The sequence below is a fragment of the Polaromonas sp. C04 genome (genome assembly GCF_002002705.1).
Classification (GTDB): Bacteria; Pseudomonadota; Gammaproteobacteria; order Burkholderiales; family Burkholderiaceae_C; genus Rhodoferax_A.
In genome coordinates this window covers 53,414-78,494 of sequence record NZ_MUNS01000029.1, presented here as the reverse complement: position 1 = coordinate 78,494, position 25,081 = coordinate 53,414, and the positions used below count along the sequence as shown (strand labels likewise).

Annotated in this window: 21 protein-coding genes; 1 reads left to right on the top strand and 20 read right to left on the bottom strand. The window is 58.5% G+C overall.

Annotated elements, in window-relative coordinates; genetic code table 11:
- Positions 1-18 precede the first annotated feature (18 nt).
- Positions 19-1,110, top strand: coding sequence for a serine hydrolase (locus B0E49_RS09695; protein WP_077561993.1), 1,092 nt, complete (start codon positions 19-21; stop codon positions 1,108-1,110).
- Positions 1,111-1,115: 5 nt separating this feature from the next.
- On the opposite strand, the gene B0E49_RS09690 is transcribed toward B0E49_RS09695, so the two are convergent.
- The 20 genes from B0E49_RS09690 to B0E49_RS09595 all read right to left on the bottom strand — a co-directional run bounded on the left by B0E49_RS09690 (position 1,116) and on the right by B0E49_RS09595 (position 25,050).
- Positions 1,116-1,910, bottom strand: coding sequence for an IclR family transcriptional regulator (locus B0E49_RS09690; RefSeq protein WP_077561992.1), 795 nt, complete (start codon positions 1,908-1,910; stop codon positions 1,116-1,118).
- An 82-nt stretch (positions 1,911-1,992) separates the two neighbouring features.
- The gene (locus tag B0E49_RS09685) at positions 1,993-2,745 is read right to left on the bottom strand and encodes an arginyltransferase (protein ID WP_077561991.1); all 753 of its coding nucleotides are present in this window, start codon (positions 2,743-2,745) and stop codon (positions 1,993-1,995) included.
- Complete coding sequence (gene aat / locus B0E49_RS09680) at positions 2,742-3,506, bottom strand: leucyl/phenylalanyl-tRNA--protein transferase (RefSeq protein ID WP_077561990.1); 765 nt, start codon at positions 3,504-3,506, stop codon at positions 2,742-2,744. Before aat ends, B0E49_RS09685 begins: the two co-directional genes overlap by 4 nt.
- Positions 3,507-3,580: 74 nt before the next feature.
- Positions 3,581-4,525 (bottom strand): polysaccharide deacetylase family protein, encoded by a 945-nt coding sequence (locus B0E49_RS09675; RefSeq protein WP_077561989.1) that lies wholly within the window; start codon positions 4,523-4,525, stop codon positions 3,581-3,583.
- 3 nt (positions 4,526-4,528) lie between these two features.
- Entirely contained in the window at positions 4,529-5,839 is a 1,311-nt protein-coding gene (locus B0E49_RS09670) for a putative O-glycosylation ligase, exosortase A system-associated (protein WP_077561988.1), read from the bottom strand.
- Positions 5,832-7,085 carry a phenylacetate--CoA ligase family protein gene (locus tag B0E49_RS20890; RefSeq protein ID WP_286137905.1) on the bottom strand — a complete coding sequence of 418 codons (1,254 nt, stop codon included), beginning with the start codon at positions 7,083-7,085 and terminating at the stop codon, positions 5,832-5,834. Before B0E49_RS20890 ends, B0E49_RS09670 begins: the two co-directional genes overlap by 8 nt.
- 86 nt (positions 7,086-7,171) lie before the next feature.
- Positions 7,172-8,293: a glycosyltransferase family 4 protein gene (locus B0E49_RS20885; protein WP_077561986.1), complete on the bottom strand. Its 1,122-nt coding sequence runs from the start codon at positions 8,291-8,293 to the stop codon at positions 7,172-7,174.
- On the bottom strand, positions 8,290-9,492 hold the full coding sequence (locus B0E49_RS09655) for a TIGR04063 family PEP-CTERM/XrtA system glycosyltransferase (RefSeq protein WP_077562041.1): 1,203 nt from the start codon (positions 9,490-9,492) through the stop codon (positions 8,290-8,292). Before B0E49_RS09655 ends, B0E49_RS20885 begins: the two co-directional genes overlap by 4 nt.
- Before the next feature lie 2 nt (positions 9,493-9,494).
- A complete protein-coding gene (locus tag B0E49_RS09650) occupies positions 9,495-11,447 on the bottom strand; it encodes an XrtA/PEP-CTERM system amidotransferase (RefSeq protein WP_077561985.1) in 1,953 nt (650 codons plus the stop codon).
- A 5-nt stretch (positions 11,448-11,452) separates the two neighbouring features.
- Positions 11,453-12,628: a TIGR03088 family PEP-CTERM/XrtA system glycosyltransferase gene (locus tag B0E49_RS09645; protein ID WP_077561984.1), complete on the bottom strand. Its 1,176-nt coding sequence runs from the start codon at positions 12,626-12,628 to the stop codon at positions 11,453-11,455.
- Positions 12,629-13,909: a nucleotide sugar dehydrogenase gene (locus tag B0E49_RS09640; protein ID WP_077561983.1), complete on the bottom strand. Its 1,281-nt coding sequence runs from the start codon at positions 13,907-13,909 to the stop codon at positions 12,629-12,631. It abuts the gene before it with no gap.
- Between the two features lie 28 nt (positions 13,910-13,937).
- Positions 13,938-15,524, bottom strand: coding sequence for an exosortase A (xrtA, locus tag B0E49_RS09635; protein ID WP_077561982.1), 1,587 nt, complete (start codon positions 15,522-15,524; stop codon positions 13,938-13,940).
- Positions 15,521-16,762: a TIGR03087 family PEP-CTERM/XrtA system glycosyltransferase gene (locus B0E49_RS09630; RefSeq protein ID WP_174571084.1), complete on the bottom strand. Its 1,242-nt coding sequence runs from the start codon at positions 16,760-16,762 to the stop codon at positions 15,521-15,523. The genes xrtA and B0E49_RS09630 overlap by 4 nt, the downstream gene beginning before the upstream one ends.
- An 8-nt stretch (positions 16,763-16,770) precedes the next feature.
- The gene (locus B0E49_RS09625) at positions 16,771-17,832 is read right to left on the bottom strand and encodes a FemAB family XrtA/PEP-CTERM system-associated protein (protein ID WP_077561981.1); all 1,062 of its coding nucleotides are present in this window, start codon (positions 17,830-17,832) and stop codon (positions 16,771-16,773) included.
- Positions 17,816-18,679 (bottom strand): XrtA system polysaccharide deacetylase, encoded by an 864-nt coding sequence (locus B0E49_RS09620; RefSeq protein WP_077561980.1) that lies wholly within the window; start codon positions 18,677-18,679, stop codon positions 17,816-17,818. The genes B0E49_RS09625 and B0E49_RS09620 overlap by 17 nt, the downstream gene beginning before the upstream one ends.
- 9 nt (positions 18,680-18,688) lie before the next feature.
- On the bottom strand, positions 18,689-19,885 hold the full coding sequence (gene wecB / locus B0E49_RS09615) for a non-hydrolyzing UDP-N-acetylglucosamine 2-epimerase (RefSeq protein WP_077561979.1): 1,197 nt from the start codon (positions 19,883-19,885) through the stop codon (positions 18,689-18,691).
- Positions 19,882-20,988: an XrtA/PEP-CTERM system-associated ATPase gene (locus B0E49_RS09610; protein WP_077561978.1), complete on the bottom strand. Its 1,107-nt coding sequence runs from the start codon at positions 20,986-20,988 to the stop codon at positions 19,882-19,884. Before B0E49_RS09610 ends, wecB begins: the two co-directional genes overlap by 4 nt.
- 3 nt (positions 20,989-20,991) lie before the next feature.
- Complete coding sequence (locus B0E49_RS09605) at positions 20,992-22,512, bottom strand: TIGR03016 family PEP-CTERM system-associated outer membrane protein (RefSeq protein ID WP_168175030.1); 1,521 nt, start codon at positions 22,510-22,512, stop codon at positions 20,992-20,994.
- A 32-nt stretch (positions 22,513-22,544) separates the two neighbouring features.
- The gene (locus B0E49_RS09600; RefSeq protein ID WP_077561976.1) at positions 22,545-23,468 is read right to left on the bottom strand and encodes an XrtA-associated tyrosine autokinase; all 924 of its coding nucleotides are present in this window, start codon (positions 23,466-23,468) and stop codon (positions 22,545-22,547) included.
- A 7-nt stretch (positions 23,469-23,475) separates the two neighbouring features.
- On the bottom strand, positions 23,476-25,050 hold the full coding sequence (locus B0E49_RS09595) for an XrtA system polysaccharide chain length determinant (protein WP_077561975.1): 1,575 nt from the start codon (positions 25,048-25,050) through the stop codon (positions 23,476-23,478).
- Positions 25,051-25,081 lie beyond the last annotated feature (31 nt).

Here is a 25,081-nt window from a genome sequence, read left to right as displayed (position 1 = left end):
CGTATCGGAGATAAAACCATGTCCCGCTGTGCAAATTTCGAAGTGAGTCAAGTTTTGAATCGCCTACTACAAATTGTTTCTGCTCTGGCTCTTGCGAGCACCTTGGCTTTGCCCGCAGCACAGGCGGCCGGCCCCAAGAAGGTTGTTGTCAAAAAGCAGGCCCATTCCATTCATGTTTCCAGGCGTGTGGTTGCCACGATATCTCCGCGTGTCCGCACCAAGGGCGCCAAGGTGGTTGCCAGTTCCAGGCGCAAGTCCGTCGTTCGTGTGGCTTATGTCCCCGCCCAACCGTCTTTCGGAGAATTGGCGGGCCTGCACTCGACCCAGGATCCGCTTGACCTCAAGTCGGGCGTGGCGCTGGTGATGGATCAGGACACGCATGAGGTGCTGTTCAGCAAGAATGACCAGGCTGTGCTGCCCATTGCGTCCCTGAGCAAGTTGATGACCGGTTTGCTTATCAGCGAGGCGGGCTTGCCGATGAATGAGATGATCACCATCACGCAGGACGATGTCGACACTGAAAAACACAGCAGTTCACGCCTGAGGGTGGGTACCGTGCTCAGCCGCGGTGAGTTGCTGCACCTTGCCCTGATGTCCAGCGAAAACCGGGCCGCCCATGCGCTGGGGCGTACCTATCCTGGTGGATTGCCGGCGTTTGTTTCACTGATGAATGCCAAGGCAAAAATGATCGGCATGAAGGATACCCGCTATGTGGAGCCTACTGGTTTGTCGAGCGAGAACCAGTCCAGCGCACGCGACTTGGCGACCCTGGTGAATGTGGCCTACAAGGATCCGACCCTGCGTGAACTGACGACGTCCCACAATTTTGACGTCGATGTGGGTAACCGGACTTTGCAATACAACAACACCAATCGTCTTGTCAAAAACCCCGGTTGGGATATCGGTTTGCAAAAGACGGGCTATATCACCGAAGCCGGACACTGCCTGTTGTTGCAGGCCAAGATTGCCGGGCGCAAGCTCATCATGGTGTTCCTCGACTCTGCCGGCTCGCTTAGCCGCTTTGCCGACGCTGAACGCGTGCGCCGCTGGGTCGAGTCCCATCCGCCTGCGGCCGTCAGTGTCTCTTCAGTCAAACACATCAACGGCTGAGCGACTCAGGTCGCCCGGCCTGGCGGGGGCTTGTAGCCTAGAGCCGCTGATATCTGGTTGACGGTCGCTTGAAGTTTGGGCAACCAGCCCTCGTCAAGGCGGTCCGCCGGCGCCGAAATCGATAAACCGGCAATCAGTTTGCTCTGGTCGTCATAAATGCCGGCGCCCATGCAGCGCACTCCCAATTCCAATTCTTCATTGTCGCGCGCAGTGCCGTACTGTCTGGCTTTGGCAAGTTCACGCTCCAGCGCGGGCAATTGGGTAATGCTGTTCTTGGTGTGTCCACTTAGTCCCGTGCGCGTCGCATAGGTACGAACGCGCTGAGGATCGTCGTTCGCCAGAAACAGCTTGCCCACCGAGGTCAGGTGCAGCGGCGCGCGCCCACCGATTGCGCGCACTACCTGCATGCCCGAGCGCTCGCCAAAAGAGCGTTCGATGTACACAATTTCATCGCCCTGGCGCATGCTCAGGTTCACAGGCTGCTGAATCAGGTGATGCAGCTCACGCATGGGAGCCAGGGCCGCATCGCGCACACTCAAACGCCCCTTGACCAGGTTGCCGAGTTCCAGCAAGCGCATCCCCAGCCGGTAACTGCCCGCCTCGGGACGATCCACAAAGCGGCCGGTGGCCAGATCGTTCAGGATGCGGTGCGTGGTAGATGGATGCAAACCGGTCAGCGCGCTGATTTCTTTCAGGGAGACGGGTTCGTCACGCGAGGCCAAGATATCGATGAGCGCAAACATGCGCTCGATGACCTGCACGGTGGGTTTTGCCGGGACATTCGGGTCCGATCTTTTCATGGTGTGTCCGCGAAATGTTGAAACCAGATTTTATCTGGTGAAAAGAAGATACGCCACCCGGTGGCCAGGCACACAGGTGTGGCTACGTGGCAGCGCGGGAATTACCCGCAATCCAGCGGCCATCCATCAATATTTCATGCGGCCCAAACCGCGCCTTGTAATTCATCTTCGGGCTCTGGCCGATCCAGTAGCCAAGGTACACATGTGGCAGTTCCAGTTGGCGCGCCTGCTCTATTTGCCACAGCACGCTGTAAGTGCCGTAGCTGGCATTGGCGTCAGGCTCGTAGAAGGTGTAGACGGCCGACAGGCCATCGTTGAGCACATCGAGGATGGAGACCATCTTGAGCGCGCCGGGCGTACCGTCGGCCAGCGTTTCGCGGAACTCCACCAGGCGCGAATTAACCCGGCTTTGCAGCAAAAACTGGGTGTATTGGTCGATGCTGTCGTGGTCCATGCCGCCCCCCGCATGGCGGCCGTTCTGGTAGCGAAGGTATAGGTGGTAGTGCTCCGGCACGAAGCACAGCTTGAGCACACGGGCCTGCAGATTTTGATGCCGGCTCCAGGCCCTGCGCTGGCTGCGGTCCGGGCTGAAACTACGGACCAGAACCCGCAGCGGCAGGCAGGCGCGGCAACCATCGCAATAAGGCCGATAGGTGAACATGCCGCTGCGCCGAAAACCCTTGGTGACCAGGTCGGAGTACGTATCGTTATGAATCAGGTGGCTGGGGGTGGCCACCTGCGAACGGGCCTGGTTGCCCGGCAGATAGCTGCAGGGGTAGGGCGCCGTTGCATAGAACTGCAAGGTTTGAAGAGGGAGATCCTTGAGGTGCGTCACGTTGGCACAGTCTTCGCGGGCAGGAGTTTGTGCCAGTATACGTGTTCGAACTGCCAGCGTGGTGCTGGCAGCACCGAGTTGTGCGCTACCTGATTTACAAAACTGGCGCGGCTGATTTCTCGCGCTCCCAGCGAGGCCAGATGGCCGGTGTTCTGCTGGCAGTCGATCAGATCGATGCCGTTATGCCGGCAAAAGCACACGAGCGCCGCCAGTGCAATCTTGGACGCATCAGGTACCCGGGTGAACATTGATTCACCAAAGAGGGCCTTGCCGAGTGCCACGCAATACAGGCCGCCCATTAGTTGCCCGTCGACCCAGGTTTCCACGCTGTGAGCCAGTCCGGCGCCGTGCAGCGCCTCGTAGGCCAGCACCATGTCAGGCACGATCCAGGTGCCCGACTGGCCCGTGCGCGCACTGGCTGAGCAAGCACGAATGACTTGCGCGAATGCACTGTCAATGCGGATCTCACAGCGTGCATCGCGCTGAAAACGGTCAAGCGCCTTGCGCAGCGAACGATGCAGCTTGAAGTCGTTTACCCGCAGTACCATGCGCGGATCGGGGCTCCACCACAAGATGGGCTGGTCATCGCTGAACCACGGAAAGATGCCTTGGGAATAGGCCCGAACCAGGCTCTCGACGTCCAGCGCGCCGCCCCCCGCCAGCAACCCGGGCGCCGGGTCCGACGCACCCCAAGCCTGCTCGGGTTCCGGGAACGGAGCGCCGGGAGCCAGCCAGGGGAGCCTGGATTGGGAAGGTAGCATGGTGTGTGCGAAAAAAGGGGGCGGCAATGAGTCAATTACATACGCATCGGCTGCCACTCGCACTGCCACGGCCTTCAGCGCCCGCGCAAATTCCTCAGCATGCGCACACCGAACCGCAGGCGGGTTTTGTCCCAGGGCGTGAAGCGCCTGATCTGCAGTGGGTCATCGCCCTGCCGTGATGCGCCCCACTGCGTACTGAAAGCAGCGTCAAAGCCCAGGCTGCGCACCACCTCTACCGCTTGCAATGAATAATCTTCACCCGGCTTGCCGTTGGGATAAGCAAATAGCCCCACGCGCTCGCCCAGCAGTCGCTCGAGAAAAATTTGACTGTCGCTTATCTCCTGGCGAGCCTGATCCTTGTCGAGCCTGGCCAGGATGGGATGAGAAACCGTGTGCGCACCAATCTGCATACCTGCCTGGTGCATGGCCTTGACTTGCAGCGAGGTCATCATCAGGTCTTGTGGCAGCTGTACCGGAGCCAGCCGGGCGATTTGTTCAGTGACGCTGATGCGCTGCGCAAGCGGCTGGTACTTGATTTGATCGATGAGCGCCGTAATCGCCGCCCGCTTGCCGGCGAGGGTGGTGACGGGGTGTCGCCCCAAATTTAGCGAAGAAAAATCAAGCAGCGGGCTTGTGCCGCCGCGAACCGTCTCGATGATGGTGTCGTTCCACATGCGGCCGCCATTGAGAAAGCCGGTGGCGATAAAGAAGGTGGCCGTGAGCCCATGCCGCTGCAGTATGGGCATCGCCACCTCAAAGTTATCGGCATAGCCGTCGTCAAAGGTGATGCAGGCGGCGCGCGCAGGCAGCGTACCGGCTTTGAGTCTCGTCACTGCCTGGTCTAGCGGCAGCACGTTAAACCACGACTTGAGCCAGCCGCAAACCTCGGCAAACCGGCGAGCGTCCATTTCGTCAGGGAAAAGTGGATCTGGTGCGGGCAAGACGCGATGAAAAATCAGCGTTGACAGACGCGCACCGGCACCAGCGGGCGACATCCATTGCAAAAGTGTCTTCACCATGAATCAAGCAAGTTTGGCAGGTGCAGCCAAACCCGGAACGGTCTTCCAGCCCGGGGCATAGACCGGCTCGGTAAGCCAGTATTCCTTTTCAACCCATACCCGTGTGAGCACCACCATAACCATGACGTCGTAGGGCAAATCGAAATAGGACAAGCTCAAAAAAGCGCCACCAACGGCATAGCCGGCCAGCGATACCTGGCAAAGCATGCCGAGCTCGCTGCACCAGCGAGTCTCTGGTGCCGAAAATTTTTGCCGCTTGAGCCAGCCCGCCGCACGCCAGGTGGCCGCGAGTAAGCCTAAAAACAGAAAAAGTCCCACGAAGCCGTGATTGCCGAGCACCTCGAAATAAATGCTGTGCGCGGCGAGAACGCCCGCGCCCGTCTGATAAGGCGAATAAAGGGCAAATAGCTCCGGCCGAGCGCCATTGAAGCCGACCCCAAAGGGGTAGTGAAATGCGCTGTTCCATGCACTCCACCACGCACTGATCCGCCCCATTGCGGAAGCATCCTGTTGGTAATTTTCAATGGTGGCCATGCGATTCACCCAGGAATCAGGCATAAACATGATGAGCGGCACTGACACAACCAGAAGTGCCAAGCCGACGCGAAACTTGCTCTTGCTGTTCCACCACAAATAGAACGCCATGGCTGAAATCGCCAAAAGAGCACCACGCGATTGCGACCCTAAAGCCGATGCGGCGCACAGAACCATCGCAGCCGTCATGCCGTGGCGTGCCCATGCCTTGTGAAGCTGAAGTTGCAGGAATCTGAGCAAGGGAATGGTCATCACCAAGGCGGCAGCAAACTCGTTGTTATCTTCAATAAAGGAGCCGGGCGGGCCCCACACGTGGAAGTTACCACCCGACATGAGTGTAAAAATCCCGCCTTTCATACCCAACAGTGCCATCGAGCCGGCGCAAACCCACATCAGCGCGAAGATGTGTTGCTTTCGGTGCAGCAGCATCAACGAAATGATGACCATAAAGTCAATTTTCATGACCTTCTTCCACTGCGCGTAATCACCGGCTGGATCAAGTCCCATCAGCCACGAGATGGTCATCCAGACCATGAACACAACCAGCCATGTCACGGGGCTGGCCTTGAACGGTGACTCGCGGTCTTTGGTCATCAGCAAGCCCAGCAACACGCTGGCCGCAGCGATTGCCGCCAAAGGTGCGTTATAAGCAAAACCCCACGTGTAACGATGCGGATTCATGATGCTGAGCCAAGTCCACAGCATGATGCCGATCCAGGGGCGCCGCAGTGCTGCCAATGCGGCCACCATAACGATAGCGACGACGAGGATGTCACGCATGGCTGATCACGTACCGAAATTTGCCAGATTTTTCGGCGGGGATGTTGTCAACACGATCCACCACCACTGCCACATCAGCGCCCAAACGTTGCTTGAACCCACTGACAATCTGGTCCAAGGCGCCAGACGCAAAGTTGTCGTCCGTCACCAGTAGCACATGGGTGAGCGCCCGAGATTCCTGTATCACCTTGAAAGACTTGACGCCAGCCAGATCACGCAAGATGTAAATGAGCGACAGGCCATGCATTACCGTGCCATCTGCGGCGATCACGAAGTCGGTGCTGCGGCCCTGGATGTCTTGCAACAGCGGCAGACCGCGACCGCAGCTGCAAGGCGTAGTGCCCAATACGCCAATATCACCAGTGCGATAGCGAATGAAGGGGAATTCATTGGTTGACAGGTGGGTAACGACGATCTCACCGGCTACGCCCGGAGGTTGAACCTGCCCGGCCCCGTTGACGATTTCCACCACGATGTCGTCTGCTGTCAGATGCATGCCTCCGGCGGGGCACTCATGAGCGATGAAACCGGCGTCGCGGCCACCATAACCGTTGGCAACCCGACAGCCAAACACCTGGCTGATGGTCGCGCGTTGTTCGTCATACAGGAGCTCTGAGGTGACGAAGGCTACCTTGATGCCAAGGTCACTCATAAGTACGCCGCGCTTTTGGGCATGCCTGGCAATGTGGGTCAAGGCCGAAGGATAGCCAAACAGCATGCGGGGCCTGACGCTGCGAATGGTGGCAATGAACTGGTCGAGCTTGGATTCGGACATCTCAAACGCGGGCAATAACCGGGTGCGCAGAAGTTTGTCGCGCCAGTGCTTGAGGTGGTCCTGTTTGCTTAGTTCAATGGGCGAGCCCCAGACCACGATTTCAGGGTCACCAATATCAACATCCCACCAGCGGGTGGCGCGCCACTTGGCGGCGACGTCATGGCTGATGCGTTTTTTGCCAATGAAAAAAACCAGCGGTTCACCGGATGAGCCGCCCGTGTTGAAGCGGGTCAAGCCTTGGGCATGGGCGTGCCTGAGCGCATTGGTGTTGGCGCGAATGATGGTTTTGGTGAGCAACGGCAGGCGTTGCAAATCGGCCGTGCTTTGAATGCTGGCTGGATCAAAACCTAATTGTGCAAAAAGATCGTGGTAGTAAGGCACATTGGCCGCCGCATCCCGCAAGAGATCACGCAAGCGCCGCAACTGAAAAGCCACAAGCCGGTCCGTTGGCCACCATTGGGCCTCTTCCATAAGGCGTCTTAACGCTACCGTGTCGTGGCGCTTCAAGCGCTCATGCAGGGGAAACAAGAGCGCTGAGACAAAAGACGTATACAAATTCATGTACTCCCCGTTGACCAGTGCGACGGCTGCGCAATGGCTCGCCGATAAACATCGCTTAGCACTGGCCGCACATAGAACCAAGTGTAGCGTTGCGCCTCTTGCAAACCAGCCTGCGCACGTTGCTGCCAAAGAGTTTTATTTGACAATAGCGCCAAGCAGGCCTGCGCCATGGCAGCTGGGTTCGCAGGCGGCACCAGTGAGGCGGTGACACCATCCTGTGCGAGATAAGGAATACCTCCAACATTTGTACTGACTACCGGCACACCGCTGGCCCATGCTTCCAGCACAGAATTTGGCATGTTGTCGGCCAAGCTTGGGTTGAGCATGATGTCGGCACTGCGGTAAAGCGCGGCCATGGCGTCATGCTCAAGGCGGCCGGTGAACTGCACCACACTGGTTAGCCCCATATCTTGAACCGACTGGCGCAGGCGCTGCTCGTCGGGGCCGCTACCGGCAATGGTCAGGCGGACTTGGGGAAAGCTGGCTCTAATCGTCTGGAGAGCCCGAATGGCGGTCAGGTTGTCGTACAACGGCTCCAAGTTTCGTGCGACCACCAGGTGGGGCGAACCCGCGCGAACCGGCGCGCGAGGATGAAAACGGCTGAGGTCAACAATGTTGGGAAGAATACCAGCCGCCATGCCGAATTGGGCAAAAACGCCTTGCAAAAACCCCGAAGGTACAACCAATGCACGAGTCTGGCGCATCGTGAAGCGAACCAGTAACCCGGTGCGCTGAAGAAACCCAGCAGCCTCGCCACCCCGGTAATTGACTATTACGGGAACGCCACGCATGCGCGCCACCCAAACGGCCGGGGCGGCAAACAAATGCCATGACCAGCCGGAGTTGGCCATGACGTGAAAAATATCAACCTGCCCCGCGGCCCGCCAAAGACCCACCAGATAAGGGAGAAGTCTGAATCCAGCGCGCAGCACCGGCACCCGACCGGCCCATCTGGGGCGATAAGGCGCGTTGACCTGGACGGTGGTGACGGTTGCTCCCGCTGCCGCCAATAGGTCGGCTAGTTGTCGCGTCTGATTGGCCATGCCGCCCGAAGGGGGCGGCAGCGGGCCGATGAGACCTATATGAAGCCCGGAGAGTCCAGACAAGGCGGTCGTCATGACGCGCCTGTCGACGAGGTGTAGACGTTGGCGTAGTTGGCTACGCTGCGAGTCCAGTTGCGTTCTCCTTCCACAAAACACCTGCCTGCCGCGCGCATGGCGGGCCAACTAATCTGGTTGGCCAACAGATTAACTATCGTTTGCGTCAATGCATCAACGCTGCCCGCCTTGAACAGCATGCCGGTTTCCCCATGGCGAATCAGTTCCTTGTGGCCACCCACGTCCGACGCAACCAGCAACCGGCCCTGAGCCATGGCTTCAAGGGGCTTGAGGGGGGTAACCAGTTCGGTCAGACGCATGGAATGGCGCGGATAGGCCAGCACGTCCACCAAGTCGTAGTAGCTGTGCACCTCGGCGTGCGGCACGCGACCGGTAAAGACCACCTTGTCAGCCACGCCCAGACGCTGGGCCTGGGCCTTGAGTGCAGCCGCTTGCGGGCCACCGCCCACCAGCAGCACACGCACCTCAGGGCGCTGCAGCAGAATGTCCGGCAAAGCATCCAGCAACAGATCGAGCCCTTCATAAGCGTAGAACGAACCGATGAAACCGATGACGCTGGCGCCGTCCAGCCCAAGCCGGGCCTTGAGCGCGGTATCGGGCCGCCCGCCGGGTTCAAACGATTGAATGTCCACCGCGTTGGGGATGACGGTAACTTTGGCGGCGGGGATGCCGCGGCCAATGATGTCGCTGCGCAGGCCTTCGCAAATGGTGAACACATGGTGAGCGCGTTTGAGGGCGCGGGTCTCCAGCCAGCGGGTCAGGTGGTAGCGCAGGCTGCCATTCGACGTGGTGCCGTGGTCCACGGCAGCGTCTTCCCAAAAGGCACGCACTTCATACATCACCGGTATGCCAAGGCGCTTGCCCACGCGTAGCGCAGGCAGGGCATTGAGCACCGGGGAATGGGCGTGGATGATGTTCGGCCGCACCTGTGCGACTACTTGCTGCAGGCGGCGCTCCAGTGTGCGCATGAGGGCGATTTGACCCCAACCGGGTAATCGGCTGGCGGGCACGGCCGGGCAGCGGTAGAAGTGCCAGCCGTCTACGTCTTCTTGAAGCGCGTCGCAGTTGATTTGCTTGGGGCTGGTGAGGTGAAACGTTTCCCAGCCCAGCTTGCGCTGCTCGCGCAGGATGGAGAGCGTGCGAAAGGTATACCCGCTATGCAGCGGGATGGAGTGATCGAGCACGTGGAGGATGCGCAGGCTCATGACGACGCGAGCAATGGAGCGCCAAGGCCTGTGGCCCCCGAAAGAGAAGGAGAAGGAACATCAACCACTTGGCGCAAAAAGGCTTCGAACATCAGCAGCGTCCACAGTGGCGCGCTGTAGTCCCGGGCGCCAGACTGGTGAGCCTCCACCAGATGTTCCAGGTAAACCGGGTTGAACCAGCCGGTGGCAGCCAGCCGTTCGCCGAGCACCGCATCGCGCACGCGCTGTTTCAGGGGGCCGCGGAACCAGCGTGCCAGCGGCACGGCAAAACCCATCTTGGGCCGGTACAGCACGTCTTGCGGCAAGTACGGCTCCATCGATTTTTTGAAAAGATACTTGCCCTCCTGCCCGTTGATTTTGTGACTCGATGGCAACGTGGCGAGCCACTGCACCAGCTCATGATCCATCAAGGGCTCGCGCACTTCCAGTGAGTGCGCCATGCTGGCGCGGTCGACCTTGGTGTTGATGTCGCCAACCAGATAGGTTTTGAGGTCCAGGTATTGAATCAGGGCCAGCGGGTCATCGGTGCCGGCCTGGGTCGCGTGGCGATTGAACACCTCTTGCGCGTCATAGCCAGCCAACGCCGACTTGAAACTTTGACTGAATAGCGCCTCTCGCATGGGACTACGCAGAATGGAGACGGTGTGAAAGTAAGCCTCCACCGAGGTGCGTGCCAGCCCCTCAAAAGTGGTTTTGGCGCGAAACATGCGCGGCGCCCAGTCGGCCTTGGGATAGAGCCCCCCCAGCAGGCCAAATACCGGGCCGCGCACACGCTGCGGTATGGCGACACGCATGCGCTCTTCCATCAGGTGCAGGCGATAACGCCGGTAGCCGCCGAAGGACTCATCGCCGCCGTCCCCAGACAGGGCCACGGTGACATGCTTGCGCGCGAGCTGGCAGACCCGGTAGGTGGGAATGGCCGAACTGTCGGCGTAGGGCTCATCGTACAGGCGAGCCAGCGTGTCGATGAGGTCAAAATCGTCGCTCTTGACGATCTCAAGACGATGGTTCGTGTGGTAACGGTCGGCCACGGTTTGCGCAAACGCGGACTCGTTGAAGGCCGGGTCGTCAAAGCCGATGGAGCAGGTGTTAACGGGCTCTGGCGACAAGCCTGCCATGATGGCGACCACGGCGCTGCTGTCCACGCCGCCCGAGAGGAAGGCGCCGAGCGGCACCTCGGCAATCATGCGCAGGCGCACGGACTCTTGCAGACGCTGCACCAGTTCGGCTTGGGCATCGGCCGCAGAGATGGGGTTGTCCAGGCTGAAACTGACGTCCCAGTAAGCTACGGGCTCGCCCACCGGCTGGCCACGCACAATGGTCAAGGTGTGGGCCGGTGAGAGTTTTTTGGCTTGCTTGAAAATGGTGCGTGGCTCGGCGACGTAGCCCAGCGCGAAATATTCTTCGACGGCCAGCGGATCAATGTCGCGCCGCAAGCCACCCTGAGCCAGGAGAGACTTGAGTTCGGAACCGAACAACAAGGTACCGTCATCGAGCAGCGCGTAGTACAAGGGTTTGACGCCCAGCCGGTCACGCGCCATGAAGAAAGTTTGCCGGTTGCGGTCCCACAGCGCAAAGGCAAACATGCCGCGGAAACGCTTGACACAGTCGGCCCCCCAGGATTCCCAGGCGTGAACAATGACTTCGGTGTCGCTCTTGGTGTGAAACACATGGCCCAGGGCCTGCAGTTCGGGGATGAGCTGCTGGTAGTTGTAGATCTCGCCGTTGAAGACCACCACCACAGAACCATCTTCGTTGAATAGCGGCTGCTGCCCGGTAGCAATGTCGATGATGGACAGGCGCCGATGGCCCAGACCCACGCCGGGCTCAATATGCAAGCGACCATCGTCCGGGCCGCGGTGCAATTGTGAGTCGTTCATGCGCTGGAGAACGGTACTGCTGATAGCGCTGCTGCCGCGGGTGTCAAAGATGCCGGTAATGCCGCACATTGGGTTTATTGGTGTTGCTGGACGGATCGTAAAGGGCACAGGCGGCGCAATTGCTGGTCATATACCCGCTGGTAGGTCGACACCATCACCTGCAGGCCGAAGGTAGATTGCGCCCGCTGACGACCTGCCTGACCCATGTTGCGGGCCTGCTGAGGATTGGAGGCCAGCGCCACAAGGTGCAGGGCCATGGCCTGGGGATCAGAAGGAGAAGTAAGGTATCCCGTCTGCCCCTGCAGCACCAGGTCGGTGTTGCCGCCCACGGTCGTGGCGACTACGGGCAAGCCACTGGCCATGGCCTCCAGGATGGTGTTGGAAATACCCTCGGCCAGAGAAGGCAGCGCAAAGGCATGCAAGCCACGCATGATGTCGGCTACATCAGTGCGCTCGCCCGGCACCCAGGCCAGTGCGCCCAGTCCCGCTGTGTCCAGCACGTTCTGCACCTGTGCGCGCAACGGGCCATCCCCTACCATGACCAGGCGTACGCGTTGCGTGAGCTCAGGGGCGAGTGCCATGGCGTGCACAAAAGCATGCGCCAGCATGAGCTGATCCTTGACGGCTTGCATGCGGCCCACGGTACCCACCAGCCAGTGCTGCGCCGGGTCAAACGGGCAACCAGCGATGGGTTGCGGGCCATCTTGCGCCGGCCGAAAGCGATCGGTATCCACACCGTTGCAGGCCTGTGTGATGGCGTCTGGCGAAACATGTACCTTATCCACCAGGTAGTCCGCCAGATCGCGCGACAAGGCCGTGTAGTGGTGAACAAAGGGCCTGTAGAGCCGTCGCATGCGCTGGTGGGTAACGCTACTGCCGTCCAGATCCCCCACATCACGGCCATGTTCACCGTGTATGCGAACCGGCACGCCAGCCGCCCACGCCGGTACTTGCGCTTCCAGTGCGGCGAGGTTACGGCTGTGCACGATGGTGGGACGCAATTGGCGGAATAAGTTGAACAGCTTTGGGTACTGCCAGAAGCCGTGACCCGGTTGCTTGTGCAACGAGATGAAATCGACGTCGGTGCGCTCAATACGCTGACGGAAATTGGTGACCTCAGTCAGCGCCAGTACCGCATGCCGGTAGGCGTGCGCCGGCATGTGATTGACGAGGTTGACGATGCCGTTCTCAAGCCCGCCCGTGTCAAAACGATACATCACGTGAAGCACCAAAGGGCGTTGGTCTGGCATTTACAGGCGCCAGAGTTTATAGCCGGCACCTTCAATGGCGTTGCGGTCGAAAGCGGCTTTGACATCGATAAATGCGCCACCCTTGACGAGTTTTCGGCCGAAGTCTTCAACAGTCAGCGTGGTAAACTCGCGGTGCGCCACGGCGGCCACAATCGCGTCGGCCCGGGGCAAATCGTTCCATGGCAGCAGCGGGACACCATACTCACGCACGGCTTCATCCGATTCGGCGCGCGGGTCGGTTACACACACTTCTACGCCATAGGTTTTGAGCTCATTAATGATGTCAATCACCTTGGAGTTGCGCAGATCGCCACAGTTTTCCTTGAAGGTGAGTCCGAGTACGTTCACTTTGGCGCCTTTGACATAGCTGCCGGTCGCGATCATGTGCTTGATGGTCTGCTCGGCAATGAACTTGCCCATGCCGTCGTTGATGCGGCGGCCCGCCAAAATGACTTGCGGGGTGTAGCCCAGCATTTCGGCCTTGTGGGTCAGGTAGTAGGGGTCGACGCCAATGCAATGGCCACCCACCAGGCCAGGTTTGAAATTAAGAAAATTCCATTTGGTGCCGGCGGCCGCGAGCACCCCCGTCGTGTCGATACCGAGCTTGTCGAAGATGATGGAGAGCTCGTTCATCAGAGAGATATTCAAATCACGCTGTGTGTTCTCGATCACCTTGGCGGCCTCCGCGGTTTTGATGTTCGATGCACGATGGACGCCGGGCAAGATGATGGTCTCATACAGCGCCGCAACTTTGTTCAGCGTCTCAGGCGTGTCGCCCGCCACGATTTTGAGGATTTTGGTGAGGGTGTGCTCTTTATCGCCCGGGTTGATGCGCTCAGGCGAATAGCCTACGAAAAAATCCTGCTTCCACTTCAGGCCGGACTCGCGCTCCAGCACCGGAATGCAAACCTCTTCAGTAGCGCCAGGGTAAACCGTGGATTCATAGACCACGATGGCCCCCTTTTTCATGTGACGCCCGACGCTGGTGCTGGCGCCAATGAGCGGGCGAAAATCAGGGATGTGCGCGTTGTCCACCGGCGTAGGAACAGCCACGACGATGATGTCGGCCTCGGCCAGCAAAGTGGGGTCTGCGGTGTAAACGGCATGGGGAGAAGCCCGCATTTCATCGTCCGTCAATTCACGGGAGGGGTCAATACCTCTCAGGCATGACTCAACTTTGAACTCGGCAATATCAAACCCGATGGTGCGAAAGTGTTTGCCAAACTCCACCACCAGGGGTAAACCTACATAACCCAAACCGATTACGGCGACCACAGACATCACAAAACCTCCAGGAAATTATTAGAAATCATTGCTGCCGGGTTTTCAGCAGCAGTTCGTTGATGACCGCGTAGTTCGTCGCCAAAAAAGACGCCAGTACAGCTTCAGCGTCTCCGGCCTGATGTTTAGGGGCGTAAACAATGATGACTGCAGAATCATCGCCTCGCCCCGTCAAGCGAAACAACGCACTATAGGCTTTGGCAAGGTAATCGCTGGCGGTCAGCGTGCCGTTGACCCAGTATATTTGCCATGCTACCAAGCGTGGTGGGCTTACTTGCGAATACAGGTCCGCTCCACGCAGTTCGGCCGTTCGCACATCCACCGTCTGCCCGCCCATCGTGACGGGACGACTGCCGCTGGCAACCTGAGCCCATTGCGAATCCTTGCTGACGACCAGGGCGTTGCTGGAACTGACCAGCTTGCGGTCGTAGTCCTGGTGCCGGTAGTAGCCCAGGTACAACCCCACGGTGTGGCCCTGGCCAGCGTAACTGCTGTTGATCTCGGCGGACGGGTTGTGGAACGCAGGTTTGAAGCCTGCTGCGGCTGGAAGCACTTCGTGCCAGTCGCCGGCCAGTGCCCGGGGTGCGGTAAGTGACACCTGCGCGTCGCCTTCAGCCCGGTCTATGGCCCACAAGGCGATATGCGGCAGTGCCGCCACTGCAGCAAAGCAGGCAGTGATGGTCCAGAGCTTTGCCGGACTGAAAGGCCGTGCCGTGGATTGCGCTGCCGTTTCTGCTTCAATCGTCTTGTCGGATTTGTCGGGCTCGGCCCATCGTATGCCTATGGTGAACATTGTCATGATCACGAAACCAAAAAACAGCCAGCCATAAATCAGATGGTCCACGCCGACGGCAAGTTTGTTGCCAGAGAGGTGCGCCAGCATGACGATCATGTAGGCACGCATCCAGTTGGCAATGACGGGCACCAGAATGGAAACCATCACAAACAGGACCCGGCGCTTGGTGGAGTGGTAGTTCAGATACGCAAAAAGAGTGCCGACCGTCAGAGATGCGATCAGGTAACGCACGCCGCTGCACGCCTCGATCACGGACCAGGAGCCCGAAGGTATGACAAACTGCAGGCCTTCACGGTAAACCGGAACGCCGCTCAAGCGTAACGCAGAAACGGTGAAATCAGCGGTCCATACCATGAGCTGGGGCATGACAAACTCACCGATGGGTACCGCGAAAAACAGAAAACCCAGCGGAAAAAGGATGAGCCGCGTGACGGACCAACCCAGCACGGCCGGTACCGCCAGAACCAGCAGTGACACAAGCGCCAATTGCGTGACGGCATTGACGGCTACCAGGTCACCCAGAAGCCAGCCAAATACAACGCAGGCTGCCAGCAGCACAACGCCTGGAGCCTGTTGTGGTGTTTGTCCTGCCATGCGCTGGCGTTGACGCCAGATCAGCCACAGTGTTATCGGTGGCACCAAAAAAGCATGGGTAAAGGTTTCAGACCGGGCCCAGATGGTCACCATGGCGATGCCGGTATCGCGGTAGAGATACAAAACCCAGACCAGCAGCAACAGCAGCGCCGGCAAGGCATGGCGCCAGGGTGGTGCCAGACGGGCATTGCCCTTGGGCGGGTGCAGACTGGCGGTTAAATTCATGCGTTGCCTTGTGCAAGAGACTGGTCGCTCAGATATTCGTCCAAACGCCCCAAATGGGCATCCCAACTGTAGCTTTGGATCACGCGCCGCCGGCCAGACTGACCCACCGCGGTTGCCCGGACAGGTGCTTTCAGCAACGCATCAATTTCGCGGACAAAGTCGGTGGCCTCGGCGGCAGAGATTAGTTCTTCGCCGGGTCGGGCATCTATCGCTTCGACGCAGGACTGCGACGCAACCACGGGTCGAGCCATGGCCATCGCTTCAAGAATCTTGTTTTGTATGCCCCGCGCCACGCGTAACGGTGCAACAACAACGGCGGCGTGTTGCAGGAATGGCCGGACGTCTGGCACGGTTCCGGTGACCACGACAACGCTGGATGCCAGTGCCAAAACGGCAGGCGATGGGCTGCGTCCGACGATGTAGAAGCACAACTGGGGCCAGGCCTGACGCAGGAGGGGAAGGATCTGTTGCACAAACCAGGTCACGGCGTCGATGTTGGGCCAGTAGTCCATGGCGCCGGTGAACACCAGCGGTATTTGCTCCGGATGCACGTCCGTGTCAGTAAAGGGCGAGGCACAGGCCGGGTCGGGCGAAAAATAGTCGGCATCAACACCGTTGCTGATGATGCCAAGCCGATGGGCGCTTTCGGGGGCCATATTACGAAACAGGGCGGTTTCGTTCTCGGTGACAAAAAACGAGCGCTGCGCGCGGGCCGCGACTGCGCGTTCGTAGGCCAGCAAGCGCGCGCCCTCACGCCGGTACAGCCAGGACAGCGGCCATTTGTGGCTAGCCGCATATTGCGTCCATTTGGCGGAATCCACGTCCACAAAATCAACCAGCATCGGCAGGATGGTGTTGCCGGATGCGCAAGGCACGTACTGCGCCATGACGGAAGAAAAAACGATGGCCGCATCCATTTTATGGGCTACCAACGTCTGATTGACCCACACTTGCAGGTCGGCATCCCTGTAGTAACGCAGACCGAGCGCCTGATGAGTTAACAAACCGGTCAAGCTGCGCAGCCTGGCTGTGCGAGGGTTGAGCCGCGCCACATACAGGTCGGGGCAGATTGCACGCACGGTGTCCAGATAGGCTTCGTCCGCAGGATCGTCCACAAACGTACCCAGAAAAACACGGTGTCGTTGGCTCAGGTGTTTGAGCAGATGGTAAGAGCGAACCTTGTCGCCCTTGTTGGGAGGGTAGGGCAGCCGGTGCACCAGGTAAAGCAGGTTACTCATGGTGGCGATCAGCCGAGATTCCTGACGACAAAGGGGCCCAACCAGTTGGCCAGGCCGATCGGCATACGCCGCCACGTGGCAATCAGCAACTTGTACCTGGCGTTGGATGGATTGTTTTGCGGGATGGCATCACGCTTGTAAAGACAGTACTCGTAGTGCAGTGGCCGCGGGTCAAAGCCCCAGTTCTTCTTGAAAGCGTAAGAGCCTGTGTCCCGCTTGCTGCGGCCATAGTCGAATACCTTGAGCCCGCGCTCGCAAGAGCGGCGCATCAATTCCCAGTACTTGAAATCGTTGGCCGCCAGGTTGCGGGCAGATTCATCGTCGCCCGCGTAATAGGGCAATACTTCATCACGAAAGTAGAAGCTCAATACGCTGCTCAACGGCCTGCCATCTGGCGCGACAATGGTCAACACTTCGCAATCAGCGCGAAACTCCTCCATCAGAGCCTTGAAGTAGCGCTTGGGCATGGCAGGTGTGCCATGCCGCAGAACGTTATCGGCATAGAGAGCAAAAAATCGATCTGCACCGCTGTCAATTTCGCTGACCAAACCGTTCTTGATTCCTTTTCGCACCATGGCCCGCTGCTTGCGCGGGATAGCCAGCAGGTTGGCCTCCTCAGAAGTCAGGATTTCCTTGCGGAAGGTGACGTACAGGTCTTGTGTGGGCCAGTCGGTGTGCCGCGGGTTGACGTTGCGCAGTTCAAGGTGCGCCACGCCGAGACGTTTGGCGATTTTTTGGGCCTCAAACTCCAGGGCCTCTGCTGCCTGTGGGCTGAGCGCCGCGACGCCGCCATATACCGCGAATGGCAAACTGGTCAATGAGTTGCCAAACAACCAGCTATTGACATGGCCGAGAGGCAGAACACCCTGGATTTGGCCGTCAGCCTCGGCATACAAAAAATAAGTGTCATGGTCAAAAACATCACGAACAATCTTCTGCCAACCCGCGCGATGGAAAAAAGTGGCCTCGGGACACGCGATCACGAAGTTATCCCACCGCGCTGCCGTGGCGAGATCTTGGGGCTCCAGGCGCTTGATGGTCAGCAGGGAAGGCTCAGACAACAGGGCCATGTTTAATGAACTTGTCCAGAAAGATGTGGTCCATGCGACCCCATTTGAAGTCGCCCAGCAATCGATTCAAACGACCTTGCATGCGGCTGATGTTGACGTAATGCCGAAAACGCGTCTTGCGGCTGATCCCCGGTATGCGGGGCTGCCCGGTGTCAATCTCCCATGGATGGAAATAGAAAATGCCCGCCTCGCGGTCACGTTCATTGACCCGGCCGAGCATCCAGCGCGACAGGGCGTAAGGTAACAATCTGAAGTAGCCCCCTCCGCTCGACGGCAGGTTGCGGTTCAACACCCGCATGGTGGTGATGGGAATTTCTATCAGGCTTGGCCGCACCTCATGGGCAAACCGTGGCGAATCCGGCATGCCATAGTGATCGTGCTGAATGGGGTAGACGCTGGAACTGTAGCGATAACCAGCTCGCACCAGACTGTCAAAAGCCCAGAGGTTGCCAGTGCTGATTGAAAAACTGGGTGCGCGATAGCCTTTGATCTCGCTGTCGGCCAAATCCTCCAGAACAATTTTGGCCAGGTGAATATCGGCGAAAAAAGCCGCTTCAGTTTGGTCGGTTGCACGCTCGTGACCATAGCCATGGCTGGCCAATTCATGCCCTTCTTTGACAATCTGGCGTACCAATTGGGGATAACGCTCGGCAATCCAGCCCAGTGTAAAAAAGGTGGCCTTGATATCGCGACTGGACAGCATTTCAAGAATGGCGTTGACGTTGCGCTCTACGCGGCATTCACGCGTGCTCCATTCGGAACGTGCAATATGCGGCGCAAATGCCGAGACTTGAAAATAGTCTTCGACATCGATGGTCAACGCGTTGGTGATGGGGGTGGCCGGCATACCGAATTTCTATGTAGCAAGCGATTTCAAGGCTATTCCAGATTGAGTGGACATCAACCATTGGTACAGATCTGCTGCAATACGTTCGGCGGCGCGGCCATCCCAGAATTCAGGCAGGCGGCCACGCTTGCCCCGTCCAGCCAAAATTTCCTGTACCGCGCCAAGAATGGCAGCCCGGTTGCGGCCGACGAGGAGGTTGGTGCCTTGCTCCACGGTGATAGGGCGCTCGGTGTTTTCTCGCAGGGTCAGACAAGGTACGCCTAGCGCCGTGGTTTCTTCCTGCAGGCCACCGGAGTCGGTGAGTACCATGGCGGCGCCTGCCATTAACCCCAGCATCTCAAGGTATCCTTGGGGTGGCAACAACACCATGCGCGCAGGATTTACCAGACCCTCCAGACCAAAACGGTCAATGTTGCTGCGGGTGCGGGGATGCAGGGCAAACACCAATGGCAAGCTGGCGGCAACCTCGGCCAGAACCCCCAGCAGGGCGCGCAGGGTTTCAGGTTTGTCGACATTGGAAGGGCGGTGCAGGGTGACGACGCCATAGCCCATTGGATGGCTCAATACCAGGGGGTCGACGCCGCAAGCGCGCAGAGTTTGCGCAGCGCTGCGGGCGTTTGCCCGGCCAAAAACCACCGAGTCAATCATGACGTTCCCCGCAAAGCAAACCCGCTCGGACGATATGCCCTCCCGTACCAGGTTATCTTCAGCGGTGCGTTCTGTGGTGTAGAGCCGGGCAGAAATCTGGTCTGTCAGGATGCGGTTGATTTCTTCCGGCATGGCTCGGTCGTAACTGCGCAAGCCAGCTTCGATGTGCACCACGGGCACACCTTTTTTGACCGCAACCAGGGCGCAGGCCAGCGTCGAGTTGACATCGCCGACCACCGCGACGCAGGAGGGCTTGTGCGCATCGACAACTGGCTCGAACCGGCGCATGACCTCCGCTGTCTGGATGGCGTGCGTGCCGGACCCCACTTCAAGATTGACATCCGGTCGAGGCAGGCGCAGGTCCTCAAACAGGCGGTCGTTCATGTCTTTGTCGTAATGCTGTCCAGTGTGTACCAGTAATACCGGCACAGGCGGAATGTGTGCCGCCATCGCCCTGAGAATGGGCGCCATTTTCATGAAGTTGGGCCGTGCACCCACTACGCAAATGACCGGACCCAAATCCGCGGCTGCTGCTTCCATGATCGCCTGATTGCTCATGAATGCCCCTCCTGGCTGGGTTTTCTGACCGCTGCGACGAGCTTTTGCAGCATGGAGAGGATTTCGAGATTGATCCGCTCCAGGCGAACCACGCTTAGCTCGAGGCGCCGTAAGCGGCCGTCGTATTGTTCAACACCCAAGGCGTCAATTTGACTGGAGATGGCACCTGCCAAGCCGGGAGTGATCTGCAATTTGGCGAGATCAACATCAATTGGTCCGGTCGCTGTCAGGCCTTGACTACCTGAATCTTCCCGGGCCGGCCTTTCCCCCGATGCCTTATGGGAGTGCGTCGCCGATTCGTCGTGAATTTCGCTCGCGACGTTATTTACATCCTGGAGTTCGAAGCTGGTTTTATTATTCAGAAAACCAAATAACAATAAGCGATCACAAATCAGATTGATACGCCGGGGGATACCCCCGGAGGCTTTGAAAATTGCCTCGAAAGCGGCTGAGTCGAAGGTTGGGCGCCCCGTCGCGCCCGCACATTTCAACCGATGCTCAATATAACCCTGTGTCTCATCCGAAAGCAGCGGCCCGATATGGCAGGTCGCGGTAACGCGCTGCCTGAGTTGCTGCATGGTGGGGCTTTGCAAAATGGTACGGAATTCGGGCTGCCCCACCAGGAACGTTTGCAGCAGCGCTTGCTGGCCAAACTGGAAGTTCGACAGCATGCGCAACTCTTCCACCGCCCGGGCGGTGAGGTTTTGCGCTTCGTCAACGATCAGCAGGCAGCGTTTGCCCTGGCTTGTCTGGTGGAGCAGATAAGCCTCCAGCGCCATCAACACTTCGGCCTTCGAGACATCTTTAACCCGCACACCAAATGCAGCAGCCACCATGCGCAAGGTGTCTTCGGCGTCCAGCTGCGTGGTAACAAGGTTGGCGGCTACGACTTTGTTGGGGTCCAGGCTGGCGAACAGGCCACGCACAATGGTAGTCTTGCCGGCCCCGACCTCACCAGTAATGACGATGAAACCTTCATTTCGTTGCACACCGTACTCGAGGTAGGCCTTGGCCCGCCGGTGTTGTTTGCTGCCGAAATAGAAACTCGGATCAGGGTTGAGCTGAAAAGGCTTGCTGCTTAATCCGTAAAAGGCTTCATACATGGGTCAAAACTGCATGATCAAGGTGCCGAAGGCAGCGGTTTCAGTGTAAGGCGAACCGCCGCTGGAAACGACGCGGCGCACTCCGACGGAGGCTGTGGTTTGCTTGCCCACTCTGCCAGTGACATTGAGATTGAGCAGTCGCAGTTTTGTGTCTTGAACGCCTGACAGCCCGGTGGTGTTTTGCTGCGACGCAAGAACACCCAGCGAGTAATCGGGCGTTAAACGATGCGTGTAATTCACGCTGAAGCCGCGCTGGTTAAAGAAGAGGGAATTCGTCAGGCTGTTGGAGGCCGTCGATGATGCATCGAGCGGACTATTTTCGATTCGCGTGGCCATAAACGTGATGGTGTCTCGCACACCCAGCAGCGCAAATGACAGGTTTTGGCTGCGTTGCAGGGAAACGGCCGACGTCAAAACGCTACTGACCGCAGTGGCATTCGGGCTTAGCCCATTGGCTTGCAAAAATGCATTCACCAACTGTGCGCGCGCTGCCGGGTTGGGCTCGATGGATGCAAACTGACTATACAGGAGGTCGTAAATGGATCCAAGGCTTACAACGCCAAGCTGGTTGGGCGTTTGTAGAATGTCTTTTGAATCGGTGAACTTCCATGCGGTGCGTCCTGTCCGGTGCTCAAAACTCAGGTTGTGCGAGCTTCCGAATGAACGATGTTCCAGGGATGCTGACAATGTGGTCAACTCGGACGGTGTCCAGTTCACCGCGAAACCGCTGTTGCCGTAGCTTTGCATGTCGGCAGTGGTGTAGTTATTGCGTTCCCGTCCGGCGTTGGCAGACACACGTAATTGAGGCGTGACCGCGTAGGAGGGGCCAACAGTAAAACGATCAGCTTCAACGGGAAGGCTGGCACTGTAATCAAATTTTTGCTGGCTGGCATCTGCCATCCAGCCCAGACCGCGGATCGCGCTATCGCCGCTGATTTTGGCGGAACCGTCGGTCGAACTCACATTTCCAAATCCACCGGCATCGCTGTTGGTGATTGACCGACTGTAGCGAGCCTCGTAGCTGGCCAGATCGCCCAGCCGGCCGCGTACATAGGGTGATATCCGGTAGCTGGAAACCTCGGTTTGATTGGTATTGATGGATGTGTTGCTGATTGACGGGGTGCCAAAAGCCGAGATGGCCTGTCGCGAAATGGAGCCGCTGAAATCAATATAGGCCCAGTTATCAATCGCCTCCAGCGTGCCAGCCGTATTGAGCGCGCGTTGATACTGGTTGGACGATGAGTTCTGGGCATATGTAATCTTGTCCAGGGAATAGTCCAGATAACCCTTGAGCCGACGGCCTTGACTGTCGATGCGGATTCCAGGGCTGATCTCGGTGACCAGATCAGACTGTGGATTGACGCTGCTCAGGCCCACGTTGTTTGTTAGAGTTTCGGTAATCGAGACACGCGGCACAATAGACAGCGTCCGGATCGGGCCTGAGTCAGAGCCGGACTCCTGAGCATATGCTGCAGTGGACGCCATTACCAACCCAACGGCCAGCGGCACCGATTGGGCCGTCATTCGTAGAGTCCATAGACCACGCGAACTGCGCATCATGGCTTGGGCTGATGTCGAGAATAGTCGGGTCTGCTGCTGCTCATGTCCGAGCCGTACCCGTATCCGTACCCATATTCGTACCCCTCTCGGGAAACGGCTCTTGCCTGATTCAGCAGCATTAACTTGACGGGGCACGCCTCAATGGTGGCCAGTGCATGCCGAACCTCTGACTGCAAGGTTCTTCCGGCCTGCACCACCACCACCACCTGACCCATATGAGAAGCCAGCGCGCGCGCCTCAGTTGTGAGAAGAAGCGGTGGTGAATCAAAAATGATGATGCGGTCAGGGTAGCGATTCGCCATTTCATCGAGTAGCCGGATCATTGCATCGCTGGCCAGCAGTTCAGTGGCGCGGGCGTGCGGCGTTCCAGCAGGCAGGATGGTCAGCTTGTCGATGTTTGTTTTCAGCAGCATGCCCGACATGTCGCTGGACTCACCCAGCACCAGGTCGAGTAAGCCGGGACCTTCTGACAGCCCCAGCACTTTCATCACGGAGGGCCGCGCCACGTCGGCGTCCACCAGCATGACCGTGTAATCCAGTTCGGTGGCCATGCTCATTGCCAGATTGATGGCCGTAAAAGTCTTGCCTTCACCAGCCAATGCACTGGTGACCATGATCAGGTTGCCGTGGGCAATGACAGATGCGCCTTTACCCATGGCGTTATTGATCAGCGGACGTTTGATCACCCGGAACTGATCCGCAATCTGGGATCGTGGCGCGTGGGGACTGACGATGCCCGCTGCGGCGAGTGCCTCCAGATCAATGTCAACACGTCGGGACAGAAGGGCGGGCTGGACCGCGCTCACAGGTCTCTGGGCAGCGTCAACCGCTTGAGCCACTTCAGGCCTTGCAGGCATTTCAGCGCCCGCCTGACGAAGCTGCTCCAGACGTTCTGCGGCCTGTTCGATCAAACTACTCATAGTTGATTCATCCTGCCCGCCCGGACATCATGGAAAATATGATCATCCCGGCAACAAAAGTTGCAACCAGCCCGCCTGATGCGCCCAGGAACTTCTTTAAATCGGACTTTTCCTGTCGTGCCTCCGAGTCGTCCATGACCATCGAGACAACACCCACCAATGGCAAGCCTACCGCCTCCCTCAAGGAGCGCGCATCGTAAAAGACGGCTCGCAGCTGGCTGGCGATAAAGGTGACTGCAAGCCCGGCACCCAATGCCGCCAGCAGCGCCAGAGGCAGCAGCAGCAGACGGTTGGGCGCCACCGGTTTGGGAGAGGCGCGTGGTGGATCAATCAAACGAAAGTCTGCGACGCCTGCGGCATTGTCCAAATCACCCGATAAGGAGGCCGACTCCCTTCGGGCCACAAGATCGTTGTAGTGCTTTTTATTGATGTCGTAATTGCGGTTCAACTGGGCATACTCAGCCTCAATTTCGGGCGCTGTTTTCATCATGTTGCGCGCCCGACTGAACCGCGCCTCATATTCCGCCACTCTGGCTCGCAAGGCAGCAACCTGTACCTCCGATGTGGCCAGCAGACGGTTGAGCTCCTGATAAGCCAGGCTGTTGCTGGATACCGGTGCCGGATTCGCCATTGCAGCTTTCCGCAATTCGTCTACCCTCTTTTTCTTTTCAGCCTCCAGTTCAGCAATGAGTCGCCTGGCTGCGATCACGTCGGGGTGTTGTTCTGTAAAACGCTGCAACAGGTCATCGAGGCTGTGCTTCTGCGCCTCGATTCTCTTGTCTAGCTCAGGAGTGGCAATTGACATGGCGGACTCCTGCAACAGGCTGCGCGATGTGATATCGGCGTTCTGTGCCTGTTCTGCCTGCAATTGTTGCTTGGCCGCATCACGCGCGTTCTCGGCCTCACGCAAATCAAGCCGGGCCTGGCTCAATTGAGCGCTCACGGCACTGAGTTGACCGGCCATGTCGGTACCGTCGGCGTTTTGCAACTCGATATTGCGGAGTTTGAATTCCTTCAGGCGGGACTCGGCCTCTTCGAGCTTGGCCAGGTAGGTTTTGATTTGCTCGTCGATGAACTGCTTGGCCGTATTGGAGTCCTTGCGTGTGTCCCCCAATCGTGATTCCACAAAAATGGACACCAGTGACTGGACCACCTTCTTTGCCTTCTCGGGGCTGGTATCGCGGTACGACAGCACATAAAGGTTGTCCTGGCCGACATTGTTGATTTGGAGGTTTTTCATCAGGCTGTCAATCAGCGCATCCTGTGCGGCCTTGGACTGGGTTTTCAGGTCCAGATCGGCCATGCGCACCAGCTTTTCAACGTTGGGGCGACTGATCAGCGTGCGACTCAGCATCATCACTTGCTGCTCGACGTTGGGTTGCACCGCCAGGCCCGACATCAAGGGCTTCAGGATGGACTGCGTGTCCACAAAAATGCGGGCCGATGCCTCATATTTGTCAGGTACCGACAGCACCACGAAAGCACCGATCGCAGTGACCACCCACGCAACCAGCAGGCCCAGCCAGCGATACTTCCACATGCCCCTGGCAGCGGTAAATACTTGGCGAATCAACTCATCCATCGGATCAGGTCCTTGCAGTCAGGGTGCGGCG